Source organism: Curtobacterium sp. MCSS17_011, from assembly GCF_003224275.1.
In the GTDB taxonomy this organism is placed as follows: Bacteria; Actinomycetota; Actinomycetes; order Actinomycetales; family Microbacteriaceae; genus Curtobacterium.
On record NZ_QKLE01000035.1, the window covers coordinates 1 to 21,671 of the forward strand.

At 70.9% G+C, this 21,671-nt stretch carries 25 protein-coding genes, 1 tRNA gene and 1 riboswitch; of the genes, 17 read left to right on the forward strand and 9 right to left on the reverse strand.

What is annotated here, in order from left to right:
* Window positions 1–51 precede the first annotated feature (51 nt).
* From pstC to pstB, 3 genes are read left to right on the forward strand one after another with little or no spacing between them, the layout of a single operon-like run.
* A complete protein-coding gene (gene pstC / locus DEJ17_RS16050; protein WP_110895235.1) occupies window positions 52–1,002 on the forward strand; it encodes a phosphate ABC transporter permease subunit PstC in 951 nt (316 codons plus the stop codon).
* A gap of 13 nt (window positions 1,003–1,015) precedes the next feature.
* Window positions 1,016–2,101 carry a phosphate ABC transporter permease PstA gene (pstA, locus tag DEJ17_RS16055; RefSeq protein ID WP_110895237.1) on the forward strand — a complete coding sequence of 362 codons (1,086 nt, stop codon included), beginning with the start codon at window positions 1,016–1,018 and terminating at the stop codon, window positions 2,099–2,101.
* Window positions 2,102–2,150: 49 nt separating this feature from the next.
* Window positions 2,151–2,930 carry a phosphate ABC transporter ATP-binding protein PstB gene (gene pstB, locus DEJ17_RS16060; RefSeq protein WP_027466631.1) on the forward strand — a complete coding sequence of 260 codons (780 nt, stop codon included), beginning with the start codon at window positions 2,151–2,153 and terminating at the stop codon, window positions 2,928–2,930.
* Between the two features lie 215 nt (window positions 2,931–3,145).
* Here pstB and DEJ17_RS16065 read toward each other — a convergent pair whose 3' ends face one another.
* The 3 genes from DEJ17_RS16065 to DEJ17_RS16075 all read right to left on the reverse strand — a co-directional run bounded on the left by DEJ17_RS16065 (window position 3,146) and on the right by DEJ17_RS16075 (window position 5,744).
* Entirely contained in the window at window positions 3,146–4,018 is an 873-nt protein-coding gene (locus tag DEJ17_RS16065) for an anti-sigma factor domain-containing protein (RefSeq protein ID WP_110895238.1), read from the reverse strand.
* Window positions 4,015–4,614: an ECF RNA polymerase sigma factor SigK gene (sigK, locus tag DEJ17_RS16070; protein ID WP_027466633.1), complete on the reverse strand. Its 600-nt coding sequence runs from the start codon at window positions 4,612–4,614 to the stop codon at window positions 4,015–4,017. The genes DEJ17_RS16065 and sigK overlap by 4 nt, the downstream gene beginning before the upstream one ends.
* Before the next feature lie 500 nt (window positions 4,615–5,114).
* Window positions 5,115–5,744: a hypothetical protein gene (locus DEJ17_RS16075; RefSeq protein ID WP_027466634.1), complete on the reverse strand. Its 630-nt coding sequence runs from the start codon at window positions 5,742–5,744 to the stop codon at window positions 5,115–5,117.
* A 126-nt stretch (window positions 5,745–5,870) separates the two neighbouring features.
* On the opposite strand from DEJ17_RS16075, the gene DEJ17_RS17615 reads away from it, so the two are divergent.
* The 4 genes from DEJ17_RS17615 to DEJ17_RS16090 all read left to right on the forward strand — a co-directional run bounded on the left by DEJ17_RS17615 (window position 5,871) and on the right by DEJ17_RS16090 (window position 7,652).
* Window positions 5,871–6,032: a DUF2207 domain-containing protein gene (locus tag DEJ17_RS17615; RefSeq protein ID WP_138801981.1), complete on the forward strand. Its 162-nt coding sequence runs from the start codon at window positions 5,871–5,873 to the stop codon at window positions 6,030–6,032.
* 53 nt (window positions 6,033–6,085) lie between these two features.
* A tRNA-Lys gene (locus DEJ17_RS16080) sits at window positions 6,086–6,158 on the forward strand.
* A 160-nt stretch (window positions 6,159–6,318) separates the two neighbouring features.
* Window positions 6,319–7,155, forward strand: a complete 837-nt coding sequence (locus tag DEJ17_RS16085) for an SGNH/GDSL hydrolase family protein (RefSeq protein ID WP_110895240.1) — start codon at window positions 6,319–6,321, stop codon at window positions 7,153–7,155.
* A 176-nt stretch (window positions 7,156–7,331) separates the two neighbouring features.
* The gene (locus DEJ17_RS16090; protein ID WP_110895242.1) at window positions 7,332–7,652 is read left to right on the forward strand and encodes a hypothetical protein; all 321 of its coding nucleotides are present in this window, start codon (window positions 7,332–7,334) and stop codon (window positions 7,650–7,652) included.
* Between the two features lie 87 nt (window positions 7,653–7,739).
* On the opposite strand, the gene DEJ17_RS16095 is transcribed toward DEJ17_RS16090, so the two are convergent.
* Window positions 7,740–8,672 carry an aldose 1-epimerase family protein gene (locus tag DEJ17_RS16095; RefSeq protein ID WP_110895244.1) on the reverse strand — a complete coding sequence of 311 codons (933 nt, stop codon included), beginning with the start codon at window positions 8,670–8,672 and terminating at the stop codon, window positions 7,740–7,742.
* Window positions 8,669–9,523 (reverse strand): DeoR/GlpR family DNA-binding transcription regulator, encoded by an 855-nt coding sequence (locus DEJ17_RS16100; RefSeq protein WP_110895247.1) that lies wholly within the window; start codon window positions 9,521–9,523, stop codon window positions 8,669–8,671. The genes DEJ17_RS16095 and DEJ17_RS16100 overlap by 4 nt, the downstream gene beginning before the upstream one ends.
* A 64-nt stretch (window positions 9,524–9,587) precedes the next feature.
* Here DEJ17_RS16100 and galT point away from each other — a divergent pair, with 64 nt between their 5' ends.
* On the forward strand, window positions 9,588–10,685 hold the full coding sequence (gene galT, locus DEJ17_RS16105; protein ID WP_110861830.1) for a galactose-1-phosphate uridylyltransferase: 1,098 nt from the start codon (window positions 9,588–9,590) through the stop codon (window positions 10,683–10,685).
* On the forward strand, window positions 10,682–11,821 hold the full coding sequence (gene galK / locus DEJ17_RS16110) for a galactokinase (RefSeq protein WP_110895249.1): 1,140 nt from the start codon (window positions 10,682–10,684) through the stop codon (window positions 11,819–11,821). Before galT ends, galK begins: the two co-directional genes overlap by 4 nt.
* Window positions 11,822–11,932: 111 nt before the next feature.
* Here the strand turns inward: galK and DEJ17_RS16115 are convergent, their stop codons facing one another.
* The 3 genes from DEJ17_RS16115 to glyA all read right to left on the reverse strand — a co-directional run bounded on the left by DEJ17_RS16115 (window position 11,933) and on the right by glyA (window position 14,732).
* Complete coding sequence (locus DEJ17_RS16115) at window positions 11,933–12,382, reverse strand: hypothetical protein (protein ID WP_110895251.1); 450 nt, start codon at window positions 12,380–12,382, stop codon at window positions 11,933–11,935.
* 140 nt (window positions 12,383–12,522) lie between these two features.
* Window positions 12,523–13,458 carry a tetrahydrofolate dehydrogenase/cyclohydrolase catalytic domain-containing protein gene (locus DEJ17_RS16120; protein ID WP_110895252.1) on the reverse strand — a complete coding sequence of 312 codons (936 nt, stop codon included), beginning with the start codon at window positions 13,456–13,458 and terminating at the stop codon, window positions 12,523–12,525.
* A complete protein-coding gene (glyA, locus tag DEJ17_RS16125; protein ID WP_110895279.1) occupies window positions 13,455–14,732 on the reverse strand; it encodes a serine hydroxymethyltransferase in 1,278 nt (425 codons plus the stop codon). Before glyA ends, DEJ17_RS16120 begins: the two co-directional genes overlap by 4 nt.
* A 96-nt stretch (window positions 14,733–14,828) precedes the next feature.
* Window positions 14,829–14,913, reverse strand: a riboswitch (ZMP/ZTP riboswitch).
* Between the two features lie 38 nt (window positions 14,914–14,951).
* On the opposite strand from glyA, the gene clpS reads away from it, so the two are divergent.
* Both clpS and DEJ17_RS16135 read left to right on the forward strand, forming a co-directional pair.
* Window positions 14,952–15,257 (forward strand): ATP-dependent Clp protease adapter ClpS, encoded by a 306-nt coding sequence (gene clpS / locus DEJ17_RS16130; protein WP_110895255.1) that lies wholly within the window; start codon window positions 14,952–14,954, stop codon window positions 15,255–15,257.
* Window positions 15,254–15,727, forward strand: a complete 474-nt coding sequence (locus tag DEJ17_RS16135; protein WP_110895257.1) for a DUF2017 family protein — start codon at window positions 15,254–15,256, stop codon at window positions 15,725–15,727. Before clpS ends, DEJ17_RS16135 begins: the two co-directional genes overlap by 4 nt.
* Before the next feature lie 43 nt (window positions 15,728–15,770).
* Here DEJ17_RS16135 and DEJ17_RS16140 read toward each other — a convergent pair whose 3' ends face one another.
* Window positions 15,771–16,643: an NAD(P)H-binding protein gene (locus DEJ17_RS16140; protein WP_110895259.1), complete on the reverse strand. Its 873-nt coding sequence runs from the start codon at window positions 16,641–16,643 to the stop codon at window positions 15,771–15,773.
* A gap of 75 nt (window positions 16,644–16,718) precedes the next feature.
* Here DEJ17_RS16140 and DEJ17_RS16145 point away from each other — a divergent pair, with 75 nt between their 5' ends.
* The 6 genes from DEJ17_RS16145 (at window position 16,719) to nagA (ending at window position 21,661) form a co-directional block, all read left to right on the forward strand.
* Complete coding sequence (locus DEJ17_RS16145; protein WP_181421259.1) at window positions 16,719–17,174, forward strand: MarR family winged helix-turn-helix transcriptional regulator; 456 nt, start codon at window positions 16,719–16,721, stop codon at window positions 17,172–17,174.
* Window positions 17,175–17,230: 56 nt separating this feature from the next.
* Entirely contained in the window at window positions 17,231–17,665 is a 435-nt protein-coding gene (locus DEJ17_RS16150) for a MarR family winged helix-turn-helix transcriptional regulator (protein WP_220033669.1), read from the forward strand.
* Window positions 17,666–17,779: 114 nt separating this feature from the next.
* On the forward strand, window positions 17,780–19,123 hold the full coding sequence (locus DEJ17_RS16155) for an MFS transporter (RefSeq protein WP_220033670.1): 1,344 nt from the start codon (window positions 17,780–17,782) through the stop codon (window positions 19,121–19,123).
* A 98-nt stretch (window positions 19,124–19,221) separates the two neighbouring features.
* On the forward strand, window positions 19,222–20,082 hold the full coding sequence (gene purU / locus DEJ17_RS16160) for a formyltetrahydrofolate deformylase (RefSeq protein ID WP_110861849.1): 861 nt from the start codon (window positions 19,222–19,224) through the stop codon (window positions 20,080–20,082).
* Window positions 20,083–20,090: 8 nt separating this feature from the next.
* The gene (locus DEJ17_RS16165) at window positions 20,091–20,498 is read left to right on the forward strand and encodes a YrdB family protein (RefSeq protein ID WP_110895261.1); all 408 of its coding nucleotides are present in this window, start codon (window positions 20,091–20,093) and stop codon (window positions 20,496–20,498) included.
* Window positions 20,495–21,661, forward strand: a complete 1,167-nt coding sequence (nagA, locus tag DEJ17_RS16170) for an N-acetylglucosamine-6-phosphate deacetylase (RefSeq protein ID WP_110895263.1) — start codon at window positions 20,495–20,497, stop codon at window positions 21,659–21,661. The genes DEJ17_RS16165 and nagA overlap by 4 nt, the downstream gene beginning before the upstream one ends.
* Window positions 21,662–21,671: the final 10 nt, after the last annotated feature.

Consider the following 21,671-nt stretch of genomic DNA (forward strand, 5'->3'; position numbering starts at 1 on the left):
AGATGTGTATAAGAGACAGCTCCCCCGGCGTTCCTCCGACAGGAGTACCCCATGACGACCGCACCGGCCCAGCCAGGGGCCACCGTCACCCCGATCAAGCCGAAGGCCGTCGTCCGCGTCGGCGACCGCGTCTTCTCCGCCGCCTCGGTCATCGCCGGCGGCCTCATCCTCTTCGTGCTCGTGCTCGTCGCCGCGTTCCTCGTCTGGCAGAGCATCCCGGCCTTCTCCGCCAAGGTCGGCGAGCTGCCGGGGAAGGCCACGAACTTCTGGGACTACGTCGGCCCCCTGGTCTTCGGCACCGTCTGGTCCGCGCTCATCGCGCTCGTGATCGCCGTGCCGCTGTCCCTCGGGATCGCCCTCTTCATCTCGCACTTCGCGCCGCGACGCCTCGCGCCGGTGCTCGGCTACGTCATCGACCTGCTGGCCGCGGTGCCGTCGGTCGTCTACGGCCTCTGGGGCATCGCCGTGCTGGCTCCCCTGGTGAAGCCGTTCTACGTGTTCCTGAACGAGTACCTCGGCTGGTTCCCGCTGTTCTCCGGCCAGGTGTCCGGAACAGGCCGCACGATCCTGACGGCCTCGATCGTCCTCGCCGTCATGGCCATCCCGATCATGACGGCTGTCATGCGTGAGATCTTCCTGCAGGCCCCGACCCTCAACGAGGAGGCGGCCCTGGCCCTCGGCGCGACCCGCTGGGAGATGATCCGCCTGTCGGTCCTGCCGTTCGCGAAGTCCGGCATCGTGTCCGCGATCATGCTCGGCCTCGGACGTGCACTCGGCGAGACGATGGCGATCGCGCTGGTGCTGTCGGTCTCGACCAACGTCACGTTCCAGATGCTGACGTCGCAGAACCCCTCGACGATCGCCGCGAACATCGCCCTGCAGTTCGCCGAGGCCTCCGGGACGGCACTGAACGCGCTCATCGCGTCCGGTCTGATCCTCTTCGTCATCACCCTGGTCATCAACATGCTCGCGCGGTACATCGTCCGCAGCCGAGTCAGCTGAGAGGTCGCACCCGATGTCCCTCGCGCTCCGTCAGACCGGCACCGCCGGCAACGTCTACGCCAACGGCAAGCTGCACGCGTCCGTCCCGTGGCTGCTGCTGGTCGGCAGCTGGGTCGCCCTCGTCCTGGTCTTCGCCCTGCTCAACGCCGGTGGCGCCGTCGAGGACTTCAACGTCGTCGCCGCGATCTTCCTCGGCACGGTCCTGTTCGACGTGCTCATCGTCGTCATCTCGCGCATCGTCGAGGGCGGCCGCAAGGCGGTCGACCGGCTGGTCACCTCGCTCGTCGTCACGGCGTTCGTCATCGCGGTCCTGCCGCTGGTGTCGCTGCTCTGGACGGTCATCGCCAAGGGCATCGCCCGCCTCGACGCGAACTTCTTCTCGTTCTCGATGCGCGGGGTCATCTCCGAGGGCGGCGGCGCGGTCCACGCGCTCGTCGGCACGCTCGAGATCACGTTGTTCGCGGCGCTCATCTCGGTGCCGATCGGGCTGCTCACGTCGATCTACCTGGTCGAGTACGGCCGCGGCGCACTGGCGAAGGGCATCACGTTCTTCGTCGACGTCATGACGGGCATCCCGTCGATCGTCGCCGGTCTGTTCGCCTACGCGCTCTTCGCGCTGTTCCTCGGCCCGGGTGCCCGCTTCGGCCTGGTCGGCTCCGTCGCCCTGTCGGTCCTGATGATCCCGATCGTCGTGCGCTCCACCGAAGAGGTGCTGAAGATCGTCCCGATGGAACTCCGCGAGGCCTCGTACGCACTCGGGGTGCCGAAGTACCTGACCATCCTCAAGGTCGTGCTCCCCACCAGCCTCGCCGGCATCACCACGGGTGTCATGCTCTCGATCGCCCGCGTCATCGGTGAGACCGCCCCGCTGCTCGTCACGGCCGGCTTCACCGCGAGCATGAACTACAACCTGTTCCGTGACCCGATGATGACCCTGCCGGTGTACGCGTACACGCAGTACTCGCAGCAGGGCGCCAACCCGGTGCCGTTCGTCGACCGGGCCTGGACCGCGGCCCTCGTGCTCATCCTGATCGTGATGCTGCTCAACCTGCTCGCCCGGTTCATCACCCGCCTCTTCGCCCCCAAGCTCAGCCGCTGACCGTCCGCCCCCGCGGAACCAGCGTCACCACCCACCCAGAAGGATCAACGTGTCCAAGCGCATCGAGGTCGACGGCCTCAACGTCTACTACTCGAAGTTCAAGGCGGTCGAGGGTGTCGACATCACCATCGAACCCCGTACCGTCACGGCCTTCATCGGCCCGTCGGGCTGCGGCAAGTCCACCTTCCTCCGCACGCTGAACCGCATGCACGAGGTCATCCCCGGCGCATGGGTCGAAGGCTCGGTCAAGATCGACGGCGATGACCTGTACGGCGCCGGCGTCGACCCCGTGCTCGTCCGTCGTCAGGTCGGCATGGTCTTCCAGCGTCCGAACCCGTTCCCCACGATGTCGATCCGCGACAACGTGCTCGCGGGCGTGAAGCTCAACAACAAGCGCGTCTCCCGCTCCGAGGCGGACGACATCGTCGAGCGCTCGCTGCAGGGCGCGAACCTGTGGAACGAGGTCAAGGACCGTCTCGACAAGCCCGGCATGGGCCTGTCCGGTGGGCAGCAGCAGCGTCTCTGCATCGCCCGCGCGATCGCGGTCGAGCCGGACGTGCTCCTGATGGACGAGCCCTGCTCGGCCCTCGACCCGATCTCGACCCTCGCCATCGAGGACCTGATCGAGGAGCTCAAGAAGGAGTTCACGATCGTGATCGTGACCCACAACATGCAGCAGGCGTCGCGTGTCAGCGACAAGACGGCGTTCTTCAACATCGCGGGCACCGGTGCACCCGGCAAGCTCATCGAGTTCGACGACACCGCGACGATGTTCTCGAACCCGTCCGTGCAGGCCACCGAGGACTACGTCTCGGGCCGCTTCGGTTGATCGGCATCCGTCCGTCGCACTGACGGACGGCCTGGAGGCCCGGTGCACGTCCGCCACGGACGCGCACCGGGCCTTCGTGGTTGCGAGGGCGTTCGTGGTCGCGCCCGGCGCCACGGTGCGACCACGATGCGGACGCGGAACGACGAAGCCGCTGTCGTGTGACAGCGGCTTCGTCGTTCTGCGTCGGTGACGGTCCAGCATGACCGCCCGAGGCGTCAGGCGGTGGTGGGGACCGCCATGATGGGCGAGGTGGTCGGCTGCTCGGAGCCGCCCTCGGGCTCGACCGTCATGCCGATGGTCACGCCCTCGGACATCGATCCCTTGAGCACGGCGGAGTGCACACCGTCGGCAGCACCGTCGACCAGGCCGGCCGACTTGATGGCGCCGCCCTGCTCTTCGGAGCCGATGTACCAGAGCTCGTACGTCTTGCCCTTCGGTGCCTGCTCGACACCGTCGAGGATCACCGCGGACTTGCCGAGGTCGTTCGACCACACGACCGTTGCCGAACCGCCGCCCGCGACCTTGGTCGTGGTGCGCTGGAAGTCCGATGCGGCGTAGATGCGATCGAGGCCGCTCGAGGCCTGCGTGGTGCCGGTGCCGGAGCCGTTCGGGTCGAAGATCGATCCGACGCCGAGTCCGCCGAAGAAGACCGCGGCGACGGCAGCGGCGGCCGTCAGCATCACTGCCGGACGCTGGAACCAGCGACGGCGTGCCTCCGACGATGCCCGGCCACCGGCGGTGGGGCCGTCGGCGATCGAGGCGACGTGCCTGGCGGGCTCGGGACGGGCCTCCTGGACGGAGGTGGTCTCGGCGACCGGGGTCTGGTCGACCGTCGTGTCGGCGAGGGGTGCGGCCTGGGGGGTCGTGGCGATCCGGGCCAGCAGCGACGCCTTGAGCGACGCGGGGGGCTCGATCGGTGCGACGGCGTAGGCGAGCTGCAGCGCGGTCTCGCGCAGCGAGTCGTTCTCGGCCTGCAGCTCGGGGGACGTCCGGAGGGCGTCCTCGAGGAGCGCGCGCTCGTCGTCGGACAGCGCGTCGAGGGCGTGGGAACCCGTCATCAGTGCGGGGTCGTCGTGGCGTTCGGTCATGAGGTCACCCCCATCTCGTCTCGGAGTCGGATCATCCCGTCACGGAGACGGGTCTTGACGGTGCCGATGGGGACACCGAGGTGTTCGGCCATCTCGCTGTGCGAGTAGCCGCCGTAGTACGCGAGCTGCACGGCCTGCCGCTGGAACTCGGTGAGCTTCGCCAGCGCTCGGCCGACGCGCTCGTGCTCGATGCGGATCTCGACGGACTCGGAGACCTGGTCGAAACCGGCCTCGAGGTCGCGGATGCCGATCTTGGTGTCGCGGTCGTGTGACGACTGCGACGCACGGACCCGGTCGACCGCGCGGCGGTGGGCCATGGTGAGGACCCAGCTGGCGGCCGTCCCACGCTTCCGGTCGAAGCGGGTGGCCTGCTGCCAGACCTCCAGGAAGACCTCCTGTGTGACCTCTTCCGACTGCGCGCGGTCCCGGAGGAGGCGCGTGATCAGACCGAGGACCCGACCGGAGAGTGCGTCGTAGAGGTCCGCGAAGGCGGCTTGGTCACCGGCAGCGACCCGGGCGAGGAGGTCGTCCGGCGATGCCTGAGCTGGCTCTGACGAGCTCCAGCGTTCGGTGTCGCTATCCACGAGGGCAAGCATTGCAGGTTTCCCTCCTCTCGGTTGCTTTCGTTGACCAGGCGGGTAGCACGAAGCCTCCGCATGGGCGGTCGAGACGAGGGGCCGGCGTGACCCACAGGGAATTGACCGGCGGTGCCGGTCCGGGTCACACCGGGCCTCTCGCTACGTGACGGGCATTCCGTCCGTCACGCAGATGATTCGGTGCGGTCCCCGCTGTGGATTGGATGGGGGTCGGGATTTCTCGGCGGGATGGGCGCGGCGTGCCTTCGCAGGGAGCGCACGGGCACGCCCGGGGCCGGTTCTGTCCACCATGAGTGAACAGGGTCGAGTGATCAGCCAGCGTCTCGTAGACTTGGTCTCGCCGGGCCGCAGCAAGCCCCGGGCTCCAAAATTCGCCGCTTCGAGCGGCCTCGCGCCGAGAGGCGCTTCTGCGGCCCGGTCTTTTCATGCCCGGATGCGGCTCGGCCTTCTCTGCCCGGCTGCAGCCTGGAGGCCCGGTGCGGGTCCGCCCCACCGCTCGCTCAGTCCAGGCTGTCGCGACGCCAGAGCGCCGCCGCCTCGGTCAGGTCGGCCGCCAGCTCCGTCAGGCGGAGTGCCCGCGTCGTCAGTTCGCTCGCGCGCTCGGACGCGACCAGGTCGGACTCGTCCGCCACGGCGGTCGCGCCGGCGGCGGTCAGGCGGCAGAACGATGCGCCGCGGTCGAGCGCCACCGCGAGGTCGCCCGTGTACAGGCCGTGCAGGATGCGGTCGGCGAGCGTCAGGATCTCGGCGGGGCCGGTGGGTTCCTCGGCACCCGCGACGGCCTGGTCAATTGTGCCGATCTGCGCGGTCCCCCGTTCGAACAGGTACGCGATCTCCTCCGGGTTCTGCCGGATCACGATGCGCACCAGGTACACCCGCCAGAGCGCCCCCGGCAGGGTGTGTGCTCCGACCCGTGCCCACAGTTCCGCGATGGCGTCGATGCCGTGCACGTCGGTGTAGGTGACGAGCCGCTCGACCACGGCCGGATCCGGGTCCTCGCGCACCCGGTGCAGCAGGGCGTTCGCGGTCTCGTGCGCGACACGGTTCACCAGCGCCGGGTCCTCACCACCCTGGATGGCGGCGAACTCGGCGTCGGTGAAGTGGACGGGACGGTGGTGATCGCGAGGCACCGCAGCAGTGTAGGCGCGACCGGTGACACGCCCGCGGCCCGTTCGCCCAGAACGCAACGGCTGCGCGACGCGTACCGTGTTGCGGCAGGGAGGCGCTCCTCCCGGACGCGAAGGAGAGGATCTTCCATGAACGCCCTGCTCATCATCCTGGCTGTGATCGCAGTCATCCTGCTGTTCGTCGGCGGTTTCGCCGCGAGCCTGAAGTTCCTGCTGTGGGTGGGCATCGTGCTGCTGGTCATCGCGGTCATCGCGTGGCTGCTGCGCTCGCTCACCGGACGCCGCGGCTGACCCGCTCGCACCGTTCCGCTGCAGAGGCCCTCACCCGCTAGCCTTGCGGGTGAGGGCCTCTAGCTCAGTTGGTAGAGCACCGGACTTTTAATCCGAGGGTCGTGGGTTCGAGCCCCACGGGGCCCACATTTCCTGAACGCCGGCTTTTCATCCGAGGGTCGTGGGTTCGAGCCCCACGGGGCCCACACCTTCCTGAACGCCAGCTTTTCATCCGAGGGTCGTGGGTTCGAGCCCCACGGGGCCCACCTCCCAGTCTTGTTCCGTGCTCTTGTCTAGAATCTGACGGATGGGCCGACGATCGCAGCGCGAGCGGCCGGGCACCCGCACCGGCCCGGCGACGATGCGCCGACGCCGCCGCAAGCTGGTGCCGGTGCTCGCCCTCGGCGCGATGGCAATCGGGGTCTCCGGACTCCTGCTGATCCTGCCGAGCGTCTCGAGTGCCTGCCAGCCGGTGTCCTCGTCGACCTCCGCTTCGGCCGTCGCGGCACCCGGCGTCTCGGCCGATCGCGTCGCCGCGGCGATCGAGCCCGGGTCACGCGTCCTGATCGTGGGTGATTCGTACACCTCCGGTCGGGGCTCGACCAGCGGCGTCCGCGGATGGGCCGAGGACATCAGCGAGGACCGCGGGTGGACGGCCAAGATCGACGGCTACCCCGGTACCGGCTACGTCGACACCGGTCGGACCGGATCGTCGCACTACACGTTCGGACCGCGCCTCGAGCGGCACGCTTCGTTCGACCCCCAACTCGTGATCGTGCAGGGCAGCCAGAACGACTGGCTCGTCGACGCGGACACCCTCCGCGCCACCGTGGAGCGGACCCTCCGCACGGCGCAGCAGACCTGGCCGGACGCCGTCGTCGTCGCGCTGGGTCCGTCAGCGCCACTGCCGTGGGCGAACTCCACCGTCGGTGTCGCCGCGTCGGTCTCCGCGGGTGCCGCCGCTGCCGGTGTGCCCTACGTCGACGCGCTCGCCGGTAGGTGGTTCACGTCGAGCAACAGCCCGGGGTACTCCGCTGTCGACGGCGGCCACCCGAACGACGCCGGCTACCAGTACCTGGCGGACCGTGTCAGCGAGTCCCTCGACGCCCTCGCCGCACCCGTCGACAGCTCCCGCTGCGTCTGAGCGGCACCACCCGCGCCTGAACGGGGTACAACCCGTCCCCAGCGTGCTCATGGGAGATCCCCTGCCCGCCACAGTCCATCCTCAGCGGACTGTTGGGCTGCCGCCGATAGTGTCGTTCCCGGATCCGATCAGCGGATCCTGCAGCACAGCACCACCACGAACGAACGGGGTACACCGTGATCGAGCCCATCGAAGCCACGCAGACCAGCACCACCGGTGACGCGCGCCGCATCGTCGAGCTCGCAGCAGCGACCAACACGACGATGAGCAACGAGCTCCTGCTCGACACGCTCCGCCGCAACGCCCAGGTCACGACCCGCCACATCCGCAAGGACTTCATCGAGGTCTCGACCGCCACCGCCGTGCTCGGCTACGTCTGCCGGCAGCGCAAGGACTTCATCGCGCTCCGTGGCGACGACCCGGCGTGGGCGCACGAGGTCGGCCGGTACGCGACCGAGTCCCTCGCGGTCGAGGCACTCCGGATGCGCCGCGGCTGACCCCCTGCGACCGACGCGGACACAGAGGGCCCCGCCGGACACCGGCGGGGCCTTCGTCGTGTCGGCGGTGCACGCCGACCGGAGTCCTCAGGACCAGACGCGGCGGATCCCCCACGAACCGGTCCAGGTCTCGTCCGGCTCGAGCCAGCGCAGGCCCTCGCCCGAGTTCAGGGCGTTCGCGGGTGCGGTCATCGGTTCGACCGCGACGGCCAGGCCCTTCCCGTCGCCGCGGGGGTACTCGCGCGAGGTGAAGACCTGCACGTAGGGGAACGAGGCGTCCTGCCAGAGCTCGACCCCGTCGCCCTCGGGCCCGTGCATCGTCGTGCGGCGGATCCCCTCGGCGTCGGGAGTGACGTCCTTGTACGCGGTGTCGAGGTCCGAGTCCCCGGCACGCCGACCCTGGCGCAGGTCGTACGGCGTGCCCTCGACCGGCACCGAACCGTTCGGCACCTTCTGCTCGTCCACGGTGAACGCGGTCGCGGCGTCGAGCGTGACGACGAGGTCGTCGGCGGGGGTGTCACCCGCACGCAGGTAGGGGTGCGCACCGACGGCGAAGGGTGCGCGGACGCCCGAGCGGTTCGTGACCTGGTGCGTGACGCGGATGCCGTCATCGACGAGTTCGTGCAGCACGCGCGTCTCGAGGGTGAAGGGCCAGCCGTGCTGCGGGTGGATCGTCGCCTCTTGCTCGATCGAGGTCTCGGTCTGCGACACCACCCGGTACGGGGCGAACCGGAGCAGCCCGTGCGACGCGTTGCCGTACTTCGGCTCCGAGATGTCGAGCTGCTGACGCTTGCCGTCGAGCTCCCACACACCACCGGCGACGCGGTTCGGCCAGGGTGCGAGGACGATGCCGTTCGCGCCCGGCGGCTGCTCGGTCACGGGGAACGGCTCGGTGATGTCGAAGCCGGCGACGCGGAGTTCGCGGATGCCCGCGGCGACCTCGGTGACCACGGCTTCGACGACCCCGTCGGGTCCGGCGTGGTGGAGGCGGTACTGGCCACCCGTGGGTGCTGCGGTCATGGGGCGTTCTTCCTTCCGGCTGGTTCGGTGCGACGCTCGCCGTCGGCGACGATCACCTGGGCCCCGGCCGCCCGGATCGCGGCGACCGCGGCGGCATCGGCCTCGGCGGTGACGACGACGTCGATGTCCTCGAGCGCGCGGACGACCCCGATGTGGGCCCGGCCGAACTTCGACCCGTCCGCGACCACGACCGTACGCCGGGCCGTCGCCGCGAGCATCCGTTTTGCTTCGGTCTCGGGCAGGTTCACGTTCGTCAGCCCGTGGTCGACGTCGAGTCCGGTGCCGCCGAGGAAGACGAGGTCGGCGGCGATCATCGGCAGGACCGCGCCGTTGAAGGGGGCGACGAGCGAGTGTTGCAGGGGCCGGAGGGTGCCGCCGGTGACGATGACGGTGAACCGCGGGACGGCACGCTCGAGCGCGAGCGCGGTGGTGAGGGAGTTCGTGACGACGGTGATGCCGGTGAGATCGGTGCGGGCCACGAGGGCTTCGGCGACGGCGGCCGGCGTGGTGCCGACGTCGAGGACGACGCACTCCCCCGGGCGGACCAGCGCGGCGGCCGCACGGCCGATGGCAGCCTTGGCCACCTGGTGCTCGACGGCGGTCTCCTCGAAGGGGCGCTCGGTGGACCCGGCCCCGAGGCGGACGGCGCCCCCGTGCACCCGGCGGATCCGGGCCTCCTGGTCGAGGACGGCGAGGTCCTGGCGGACGGTCACCTCGCTGGTGCCGAGGGACGCAGCCAACGCGGCCGTCCGGACCATGCCCGGGGCGCCGTCGACGATCGCGACGATGCGGTCCTGCCGCAGGGGCGCGGGCAGCGCGCCGGCGAGGAACGAGAGGTCGGCGTCCGTCATGTGGACAGTTTCGCTTGCTTCCGATGTCTTTCGCAACGCTTCAGTCGGGCGCTAGGCTGTCCCGGTGATCACCAAGCGCGTGACGAAGCTCGCGGACGGCCGCGACCTCTTCTACTTCGACGACGCCGACTCGACGCTGCCAGCAGAACGCAGCATCGACGGGCGCGTGCTCGACCCGCGGCCCGAGACGGCGCGGATGCGGCAGGACGTCCTGACGGGCGAGTGGGTGTCGATCGCGGCGTCCCGGCAGAACCGGGTGTTCCTGCCGCCGGCCGACCAGGACCCGCTCGCACCCCAGAGCCCGGCCAACCCGTCCGAGATCCCGAGCCGCTACGACGTCGCGGTGTTCGAGAACCGTTCGCCGTCGTTCGGCCCGCTGCTCGAAGCCGACGACGCTCCCGAGTCGCTCGAGTCCCTGAGCGACGTCGGCCTGAACCGCCAGCTCCGCTCGGTCGGCCGGTGCGAGGTCGTGTGCTTCTCACCCGAGACCTCAGGGTCCTTCGCCTCCATCTCCGAGTCGCGTGCCCGCACCGTCGTCGAGGCCTGGGCCGACCGCACCGCCGCACTCTCCGCGATGCCGGGCATCCAGCAGGTCTTCCCCTTCGAGAACCGGGGCGAGGCGATCGGCGTCACGCTGCACCACCCGCACGGGCAGATCTACTCGTACCCGTACATCACCCCGCGCACGCAGCGACTGCTCGCGAGCATCGAACGGTTCGGCCCGGACCTGTTCGAGCAGCACCTCGCGAACGAGCGGGGTTCCGAGCGGGTCGTCCTCGCAGGCGAGCACTTCACCGCCTTCGTCCCGTTCGCCGCGCGCTGGCCCATCGAGATCCACATGCTGCCGCACCGCCACGTCCCCGACTTCGCCGGCCTGACCGACGCCGAGAAGGACGAGCTCGCGCACATGCACCTCCGGCTCACCCGCGGGCTCGACGCGCTCTACGGCGACCCGACGCCGTACATCGCAGCGTGGCACCAGGCACCGGTGCACACCGCGCGCGACACCGTGCGGCTGATGCTGCAGATCACCTCGCCGCGACGTGCGGCGGACAAGTTGAAGTTCCTGGCCGGCAGCGAAGCCGCCATGGGCGCCTGGATCGGGGACCTCGTGCCCGAGAAGGCGGCCGAGTTCATCCGACAGGGAGTCGAGCGCGCATGACGTTCCAGCAGGTCTACGGGTACGAGCCGACGGTGCGGTACTCCGCCCCGGGTCGGGTCAACCTGATCGGTGAGCACACCGACTACAACGACGGCTACGTGCTGCCCTTCGCCATCGACCGTCGCACCACCGCGTCGATCGCACAGCGCGACGACCGGACGATCCGCGTCGCATCGGCCTTCGATGCCGCGAGCGAGCCCGTGGCACTGTCCCTTGACGACCTGTCGCCCGAGGCCATGGACGGCTGGTCGGCGTACGTGTTCGGCATCGCCTGGGCCCTGCGTGAGCAGGCCGGGGCAGACCTGGGTGACAAGACCGGGCTCGACGTGTTCATCGAGTCCGACGTGCCGGTCGGAGCGGGCCTGTCATCCAGCGCTGCGATCGAGTGTGGCGTCGCGCTCGCGTTCAACGACCTGTGGGAACTCGGCCTCGACCGGAAGACCCTGGCGCGCGTGGGGCAGTACTCGGAGAACCACGCCGTCGGTGCACCCACCGGGATCATGGACCAGTCCGCCTCGCTGCTCGGCGAGCAGGACGCCGTCGTGTTCCTCGACTGCCGCACGCTCGACACCGCTGTCGTCGACCTCGCGCTCGAGGCGAACGGGCTCGAGGTCCTGGTGATCGACACCCGTGTCGAGCACGCCCATGCGACCGGTGGCTACGCGGCTCGTCGGGCCTCGTGCGAGAAGGGTGCGCAGGTGCTCGGTGTCGAGGCCCTGCGTGACGTCAGCGTCGACGACCTACCCCGTGCGCAGGAGCTCCTGGACGACGAGACCTTCCGCCGTGTGCGGCACATCGTGACCGAGGACCAGCGTGTCCTCGACACCGTCCGCACCCTGCGCGAACAGGGCCCACGGGCGATCGGTTCGCTGCTCGTCGCGTCGCACGAGTCGATGCGCGACGACTTCGAGATCTCCGTGCCGGAGCTCGACCTGGCCGTCGCGACGGCTGTCGGGCACGGTGCCGTCGGTGCCCGCATGACCGGGGGCGGATTCGGCGGTGCGGCGATCGCGCTCGTCGACCAGGAGTCCCGCGATGCGATCACCGCGGCCGTCATCGATGCCTTCGCCGAGGCCGGCTACCGCGAGCCGAACGTGTTCACGGTGCACGCCGCCCAGGGCGCCCGGCGCGACTGACGGCCCTCGGCCGCTCGTCGTTTCGCGCTCAGCGACAGTTCACGCGGCGATCAGCCCGTGGGCTGTCGCTCAGCGCGAAAGAGCGGCAGCGCCCGCCGCGCGCCCGCCGGCTCAGCCGAGGTAGTCCGCGTACCGGACGTGCTCCACGACGTTCCCGAGCACGAACGGGTGGGTCCGACCGTGTTCCACGGCCCACTCCACCCACGCGGTCTGCGCCGGCATGAGCAACCACACCAGGGCGGTGGTCCCGAGCACGGCGGCCAGGGTCAGGCCCATCACGGTGTGCTCGTCGAACCGTGCTGCACCTCGGCGGGCGATCGCGACGACGAACCCGACGACCGCGAACCCCACCGTCGCGAGCGTCCATCCGAACCAGGGCTCCGACGCGAACGTGTACTCCTGGCCGGCGTGCACGAAGGTCGTCGCCCAGGTCGACCCCGGAGCCTGGAACAGCACGCAGAGCACCACGATGACGATCAGCCACCGGGCGTCCTTGGTCAGCTGCGACGGCTCGGGCCGGGGTCGCATCACCGGCGTCGTCTGCAGTCGTTCGTCCCCCATGCCGCGACCGTAGCACCGGCTGGGCGCACTTCGTGAGCAGCAATGGTCGGGTGCGATGACGCCACCCGACCATTGCTGCACACCATCGCGCACGGCCGCGCACGGCCGCGCACGGCCACGCACGGCCACGACCCCGCGCGCTACGACAGCTGGCGCTCGGCGGCCTCGACGACGTTCTTCATGAGCATCGCGCGGGTCATCGGGCCGACGCCACCGGGAGTCGGCGACAGGAACCCCGCGACCGACGCGACCGCGGGGTCGACGTCGCCGTGCAGCTTCGCCTTTCCCGTCTCCGGGGAGACCACGCGGGTGATCCCCACGTCGATGACGGCGGCACCGGGCTGCACCCAGTCCGGCTTGACGAGCCCGGCGACCCCCGCAGCGGCGACGATGATGTCGGCGCGACGGCACTCCGCGGCGACGTCGGCGGTCAGGGAGTGCGTCAGGGTCGCTGTCGCCTCGAGCCGTGTGAGCAGCAGACCGAGTGGCCGCCCCACGGTCAGCCCCTGACCGATGATCGTCACGTGCGCGCCCCGGATCGGGATCTCGTACGCGTCGAGCATCGCGACGATGCCCCGCGGGGTGCAGGGCAGCGGTGCGTCGATCGTGCCCGCACCACCGGGCACGGCGAGCACGAGCTCGCCGAGGTTCGTCGGGTGCAGGCCGTCGGCGTCTTTCGCCGGGTCCATCAGCTCGAGCATCGGCGTCGGGTCGATGCCCTGCGGCAAGGGGAGCTGCACGATGAACGCGGTGACCCGGGGGTCGTCGTTCATCTGCAGGATCGCGGCCCGGATGTCGGCAGCGGACGCCGTCTCGGGCAGGTCGATGCGGTGCGAGTCGAGCCCGATCGACGCCGAGTCGCGGTGCTTGCCCGCGACGTAGGACATCGAGCCGGGGTTCGAGCCGACCATGATCGTGCCCAGCCCAGGACGGATGCCGTGCTCGTGCAGGCGGTCGATCCGGCCCCGGAGTTCGTCGAGCGTCCGGGCGGCGAGGGCGGTGCCGTCGATGCGGACGGCACTGCCCGCACCGGCCCAGAGCTCGCGCGGGAGCGCCGCGCTGACCGAACCGCTCACGCGTAGAGCGGGAACGCGTCGGTCAGGACCTTGACCCGCGCCGAGAGCGCTGCGACGTCCGGGTTCGGCATGAGGGTCAGCGCGATGATGTCGGCCACCTCGGTGAACTCGGCGTCGCCGAAGCCCCGGGTCGCCAGCGCCGAGGTGCCGATGCGGACACCCGAGGTGACCATCGGCGGGCGCGGGTCGAACGGCACCGAGTTGCGGTTCACGGTGATGCCGACCTCGTGCAGCAGGTCTTCGGCCTGCTTGCCGTCGACCTCGGAGGCGCGCAGGTCGACGAGCACCAGGTGCACGTCGGTGCCGCCGGTCAGCACGTCGATGCCCGCGGCCTTGGCGTCGTCGGCGGTCAGGCGGGCGGCGAGGGCCTGGGCACCGCGGATGGTGCGCTCCTGACGGTCCTTGAACTCGGGGCTGCCGGCGAGCAGGAACGCGGTGGCCTTCGCGGCGATGACGTGCATGAGCGGGCCGCCCTGCTGGCCCGGGAAGACCGCGGAGTTCAGCTTCTTGAACAGGGTCTCGTCGTTCGACAGGATGATGCCCGAGCGGGGGCCGCCGAGAGTCTTGTGGACCGTCGACGAGACGACGTGGGCGTGCGGGACCGGGGACGGGTGCAGACCGGCGGCGACGAGGCCTGCGAAGTGCGCCATGTCCACCCAGAGCTTGGCGCCGACCTCGTCCGCGATCTCGCGGAACTTCGCGAAGTCGAGCTGACGGGGGTAGGCGGACCAACCGGCGATGAGGACCTTCGGCTGGTGCTCGATGGCCTTGGCGCGGATGTCGTCGTAGTCGACCTCGAACGTCTCGGGGTCGACGCCGTACGCCACGGCGTTGTAGATGCGGCCCGAGAAGTTGAGCTTCATGCCGTGGGTCAGGTGCCCGCCGTGTGCGAGCTCGAGGCCGAGGATGGTGTCGCCGGCCGAGGCGATGGCGTGCAGGACGGCCGCGTTCGCCGTCGCGCCGGAGTGCGGCTGCACGTTCGCGTACTCGGCACCGAAGAGCGCCTTGGCACGGTCGATGGCGAGCTGCTCGGCGACGTCGACGTACTCGCAGCCACCGTAGTAGCGCTTGCCCGGGTAGCCCTCGGCGTACTTGTTGGTGAGCACGGAGCCCTGCGACTCGAGCACGGCGCGCGGCACGAAGTTCTCGGACGCGATCATCTCGAGGGTGTCCCGCTGGCGGCCGAGCTCCTGCTGCAGGACGGCGGCGATCTCGGGGTCGACCTCGGTGAGCGGGGCGTTGAACGCGGCGCGGGCGGCGGCCTGCTCGGCCACCTCGGCGGAGTCGGAGACGAACGGGGGCAGATCGGCAATGGACACGGGACTCCTACGGTGTGCGGACGACCAGCTGGTCGCACTCGGACGGTCGGTCGGTGCAGCCCAGGCGTACGGCCGCGCACCGTGTCTTTGTCGCTCCCCGATGGTGACCCATCCAACGCCAGTCGCGACGTGACGATCGTACCGAGCGACCCCGCCCTGTGTCACCCTGGATGCATGACGCTGCTCTCGCCCGACGTGGACGAACGGACCACCACGGACGAACGGACCAGTGCGCGGGCGGACACCCCCTGGGTCACCGTGGTGTGGGACGACCCGGTGAACCTGATGTCGTACGTCACCTACGTCTTCCAGCAGCACTTCGGGTTCTCGCGCGAGCGGGCCGAGCGACTCATGCACCAGGTGAACGACGACGGTCGCGCGATCGTCGCGTCGGGCCCGCGCGAGTCGATGGAGGCCCACGTGCAGTCCATGCACGGCTACGGTCTGCAGGCGACGGTCGACAAGGCCCCCGAAGCGTGATCCCGTTCGTCCGCCGCACCGACGGCGTGCACCTCGGCCTGTCCTCCGGCGAGCGCGACCTGCTCGCCTCGCTCACCGAGCAGCTGCGGCAGGTGCTCGGCGGCGACCTGTCCACCGACCCGATCAGCGAGCGGATGTTCCCGGACGCCTACCCCGGTGACGACGAGGCGAGCGCGGAGTTCCGGAAGTACACGCAGTCCGACCTGCTCACGCAGAAGACGACGAACGCCGCGATCGTGCACGACTGGCTGACGGGCACCCGCGACGGTTCGCTCGACGCCGAGGACGAGCAGGCGTGGCTCCGCACCCTCACCGACCTGCGGCTGACGATCGCCGACCGGCTGGGGATCGACAACGCCGACGACGAGGAGCGCTCGGTCGAGGCCGACGCGGGCGTCGGCCTGCGCGACGTCTACGACTGGCTCGGGTACGTGCAGGAGCACCTGGTCGTCACGCTCACGTCGCGTTGACGGGACACGGCCTGGAGGCCCGGATCACCTCCGGCACGACGGGTCACCCCAGCAGGTCGTCGCGGTGGGCTCGCGCCCAGTCGGCCAGGCTCCGGGGCGCGGTGCCGGTAATGCGCAGCACGTCGTCGCTCATCACGTCGACGCCGTCGAGGCCGCGGCGGACGACCCGGCCGAACTGCTGCCGGAGCCCCTCGGCCTGCCAGGCGGGCACCCCGCTCAGGCGCAGCAAGCCGGCGTAGATCCGGCTCGGCAGGTGCAGGGCGCGCACGGGTCGGCCGAGCCCTGCTGTGAGCGCGGCGGCGACACCCCGCGCGTCGAGCAGGTCCGGCCCGGTGAGCACCGGTTCGGTGCCGTCGTGGCCGTCCTCCGTCAGCACCCGGGCGGCGGTCCGGGCGATGTCCTCGGTGTCGATCCAGCCGATCACCCCGCGACCCGTGGTGTGCGGGAACCACCCCCGCCGGATCGCGGGTGCCGAGGGCTGCACGTTCGTCATGAACGACGAGGGGTGCAGGATCGTCCACGCCGTACCGCTCGCGCGCACCAGCCGGTCGGTGTGCCACGCGGCGCTCGCCCACGACATCGGGGAGTGCTCGGCGGCGTCCCCGCCGGACAGCTGCACGATCCGGGCGACCCCGGCTCGCTGTGCCGCACGGACCCCGGTGGCGCCCTGCTCGCGCTGCTGCTGGCTGACCGGGGTCACGAGGAAGAACCGGTCGACCCCGTCGAGCGCTGCGGTGAGTGCGTCCTCGTCGTCCAGGTCGGCCAGGCGGCCGTCGATGCCCCGCGTCCGGAGCGCGTCGAGCTGCGCAGGTCGTCGGACCACGGCACGCACCGTCACCCCTGCCGCCCGCAGCAGCTCCGCCGTCTTGCCCCCGACGTCCCCGGTCACGCCGGTGACCGCCACGATCTCGCCCATGTCCGCTCCCGTCCCACTGACTCGTTCTGGTATCAGTTTCCTGATATCAGGACTGTACGCCGGTACGATCACCCCGTGCCCCGTGAACTCCCAGCCCCGCGCGACGACGTCGACGGCATCGTGGCGTGGACGGTGATCCGGGCCGCACGGACGCTCTCCCGCCGACTCGCGGCCGAGCTGGCACCGCTCGGGTTGACGCCCGTCGAGTTCGGGGCGCTCATCCAGCTCGCGGCGGCCGGCGAGCTCAGCCAGGCCGACCTGGCGCGGGCGGTCGGCGTCCGACCGCAGAGCATGACGACGCTCGTCGGGGGGCTCTCGACGCGGGGACTCGTGAAGCGGGGCGCTGCACCGGGCCGGGGACGGGCCTCCCGACTGCACCTGACCGACCAGGGCGAGGCGCTGCTGGCACGCGCGCACCCGATCGTCCGGGCGAGCAACGCGTGGTTCCGCGACGGTGCGGAACCGATCTCGGCGACCCTGCTCCCACTGCTCGAGCCGGACGCCGGCGACGACGGTTCCGCCGTTCCTTGAACGATATCGGAAGGGAGCCTTGCAAGGTGGGCTGGTGACGGACTAGCCTCCGGGGCGTGACCGACGCACCGGAGACCGACCCGACCGACCTGGCCGACGCCGTGCTGACGATGCACGGACGGCTGCGGCGCTCGTTGCTGGCTTCGAAGTCGGACGACGTCACGGCGTCGCAGACCGCCGCCCTCGGACGCCTGCTCCGGCACGGGCCGGCCACCATCGCCGACCTGGCCCGAGCCGAGGGTGTCCGACCGCAGTCGATGGGCGCGACCGTCCAGGCCCTGGTCGACCTCGGCCTGGCCGAGCGCCAGCCCGACCCGACGGACGGCCGGCGGTCGATCGTCAGCGCGACGGCAGCCGGTCGGGATGCACGCCAGGCCGCCTGGGCCGCGCGGAACCGCGAGCTCGCCGAGCGGCTCGCGACCCTGCCCGAGGCGGACCGCCGCGTCGTCGTGCGGGCGATGGACCTGCTCGGGCCGATCGTCGATCCCTGACCCGCGCACCCCTCGCCCAGTCCTGCAACCGGAAGAAGCGTCCTCACGTCCACCACCACCACGACCCCCGACACGACCACGGGCAGCGGCTTCGGCCCGAAGCTCCTCATCCCGGTGCTCGTCGGGCCCCTGCTCAACCCGATCAACACCACGATGGTGTCGGTCGCCCTCACCCCGATCTCCCGCGACCTGGGCATCGGTGCGGCGCAGGCGATCTGGCTCGTCGCGGCCCTGTACCTGGCGAGCGCGATCGCGCAGCCCACGATGGGCAAGCTCGCCGACCGGTTCGGCCCGAAGAAGGTGTTCCTGACCGGGCTCGTCATCGTCGGGATCGCCGGGGTGGTGCCCGAGGTCCTGACCGGGTTCGGCGGTGCGGTGTTCGCCCGGGTGCTCATCGGCATCGGGACGTCGTCGGCGTACCCGGCGGCGCTCACCACGCTCCGGCAGCACTCCGCCCGGATCGGGAGGCCGACGCCGCCGCTCGTGCTCGGGGCGCTGTCGATCACGTCGCTCGTGTCCGCCGCCGCCGGCCCGCCGCTCGGCGGGGCGCTCATCGCCGCGTTCGGCTGGCACGCGATCTTCCTGGTGAACGTGCCGCTCGCGGTGTTCGGCATCGTCGTGGCGACGCTCTGGCTGCCGTCCGACCGGCTGCGTCCGCGTGACGACGCCGACCTGCCGGTGCTGCAGGCGCTCGACCCGCTCGGCATGGTGCTGATGACCGGGACCGTCTCGGCGCTGCTCGTCTTCCTGCTCGACCTGTCCGCGGGACTGTGGTGGCTGCTCGCAGTGGCGGTCGTGCTGCTCGTCGCCCTGGTGGCGTGGGAGCTGCGGGCCGTGCGACCGTTCGTCGACGTGCGGCTGCTCGCCCGGAACGGCGCGTTGTCCCGCACGTACGGCCGCCTGTTCCTGACGTACCTGCTCGCCTACACGATGACCTACGGGTTCTCGCAGTGGGTGCAGGACGTCGCGGGCTACCCGAGCGACGTCGCGGGGAACATCCAGCTGCCGGCCGCGATCGTCGCCGGGGTGACCTCGTTCGTGGTCGCACGCAAGACCGCGGTCCGCGGGCCGCTCGTCGTCGCCGCGCTGGTGCCGATCCTCGGCGGTGTGCTCCTGCTCTTCCTGCACACCGGGTCGCCCGTCGTCCTGCTCGCCCTGACCCCGGCGCTGTTCGGGGTGCCGCAGGCCCTGGCATCGGTGTCGAACCAGGCGGCGCTGTACCGGCTCGTGCCCGCGGAGTACATCGGCACCGCGGCCGGGCTGTCCCGCACCGCGGTGTACGTCGGGGCGATCGCGGCGTCCTCGCTCATCGGCGGTGTGTTCGGCCAGGCTCCGACGACGCCGGACCTGCACGTGCTGGCGTGGGTGATCCTCGGCGTCGCGGTGCTCCTGACGGTGCTGACCCTGGCCGACCGTCGCCTGCGGGACGCCGACGCCCGCGCCGCCGCTGACGCCTGACGCCTGACGCTTCGTGAGCAGGAACGGTCGAGTCGCCGCGGCACACTCGACCATTCCTGCTCACGAAGCACGTGCCACGCGGCCGGTACCCTGATCCGGTGACCGACCCGACCCCCACGCACTGGACCCTGACGCTCGTCTGCGACGACCAGCCCGGGATCGTGCACGCCGTCTCCGGAGCGATCGTCGCCGCCCAGGGCAACATCACCGAGTCGCAGCAGTTCTCCAGCGCGGACACGAACACGTTCTTCATGCGCCTGCAGGTGATGGCGCCGGTGGACCGCGCCGCCTTCGAGGCAGCGCTCGCCCCCGTCGCCGCCCGCTACGACGCCCGCGTCCAGCTCGACGTCGTCGGGCGTCCGCTGCGCACCCTCGTGCTGGTGTCGAAGGCGGGCCACTGCCTGAACGACCTGCTCTACCGGCAGCGCGGCGGACAGCTGCCGATCGAGGTCCCCCTCGTCCTGTCGAACCACGCGGACCTGTCCGAGCTCGCCGCGTTCTACTCCGTGCCGTTCGAGCACCGCCCGGTCACCGACGCCGAGTCGAAGGAGCAGATGGAGCGACGCGTGCTGCAGGCGGTGGAGGAGCACGACATCGAGCTCGTCGTCCTCGCCCGCTACATGCAGATCCTGTCACCCGAGCTCTGCGCCGCGCTCGAAGGCCGTGCCGTGAACATCCACCACTCGTTCCTGCCCGGCTTCAAGGGCGCGAACCCGTACCGGCAAGCGCACGCACGCGGGGTCAAGCTCATCGGTGCGACTGCGCACTTCGTGACGAGCGACCTCGACGAGGGCCCGATCATCGAGCAGAACGTCGTCCGCGTCGACCACACCAAGGAACCAGCCGAGCTGGTGTCCATCGGGCAGGACGAAGAGTCCCGCACGCTCACCCAGGCGGTGCGCTGGATCGCGGAGGACCGCGTCCTGCTCGACGGCGCCCGCACCATCATCTTCAAGTAGGCAGCACCATGACCAACGCCCCGCAGTCCCCCGTCGACTGGGAATCGGTTCCCGACCCGGCAGCCGTCCGGCAGCCGCGACGGCGGTTCGAGGCCTGGATGGTCCTGCGGATCGCCGTGATGGTGTTCGGGTTGCTGTCCCTGGCCTTCTGGGGCTACTGGTCGTGGCAGCTCCCGCTCCCCGGCTACCTGTTCATGGTCGGCGCCCCGCTGTTCGCCGCGGTCGTCTGGTACTTCTTCCGGTCGCCACGCTCCCCGATCGAGACCGACATCGTCGGCAAGACCATCGTCGAGGTCGCCCTGGTCGTCGCGGCAGGCGCGACCTGGATCTCCATCGGCCGCCCGGTCGTCGGTCTCGTCTTCATCGTGATCGCCGCCCTGAGCGGCGTGATCGCGTTCCGCAAGGAGACCGCATGAGCGCCACGGGCCTCCAGACCGGCCAGGAGGCCCGGCGCACGCTGGTCCGCGCAGCACGCGTCGTCGACGCGGCCGGCTCCACGGCCGACGGCTGGGTCCTGGTCGTCGGCGACACGATCCACGCGGCCGGTTCCGGCCCCGAGGCCCCCGCGGCTGACCGCGTCGTCGACCTGGGCGACGCGGTCCTGACGCCCGGCTTCGGGGACCTGCACGGGCACGGTGGGGCAACCGAGGCGTACGAGGACGACTCGTTCGACCGATCCCTCGCGATGCACCGTTCGCACGGCACGACCCGCTCCGTCCTGTCGCTCGTCGCGAACCCGATCCCGGCGCTGGCGGAGTCGCTCGCCCGGGTGCGTTCCGTGATGGTGACCGACCCGCTCGTCCTCGGCGTGCACCTGGAGGGGCCGTTCCTGTCCCCGCACAACAAGGGTGCGCACAACGAGTCGTTCCTGATCGACCCGACGCCCGCCGCGGTCGACGCGCTGCTCGAGGCGGGCGAGGGCGTCCTCCGCCAGGTCACGATCGCACCCGAGCTGTCCGGAGCCCTCGACGCCGTCCGTCGGTTCGTCGAGGCCGGCGTCACGGTCGCCGTCGGCCACACCGTCGGTACGTACGACCAGGCCCGGGCAGCCTTCGACGCCGGCGCGACGATCCTGACCCACGCGTGCAACGCGATGCCCGGGTTGCACCACCGCGCACCGGGGCCGATCGGCGCTGCCGTGGCGGACGACCGGGTGACGCTCGAGCTCATCCTGGACGGCGTACACGTGCACCCGGTCGTGGCGGACACGCTCTTCCGGGCGGCACCGGGTCGTGTGGTGCTGATCACGGATGCGATGGGTGCCGCCGGCGCTGCGGACGGCTCGTACCGGCTCGGGTCGCTCGACGTCACCGTGACCGACGGGGTCGCGCACGTCGCGGGCACCGACACCATCGCGGGCTCGACGCTGACGCAGGACGTGGCGCTCCGCAACGCGGTCTCGCTCGCCGGGCGGACCCTGCCCGAGGCGGTGGCGGCGCTGACGAGCGTGCCGGCCGCGGCGCTCGGGCTCGGCGACCGCCTGGGTCGGCTGGCGCCGGGGTTCGCCGCGGACCTCGTGGCGCTGTCGCCGTCGCTCGAGGTGCAGCGTGTGTGGGGCCGCGGGCGCGAGCTGCACTGAGGCGCGCAGC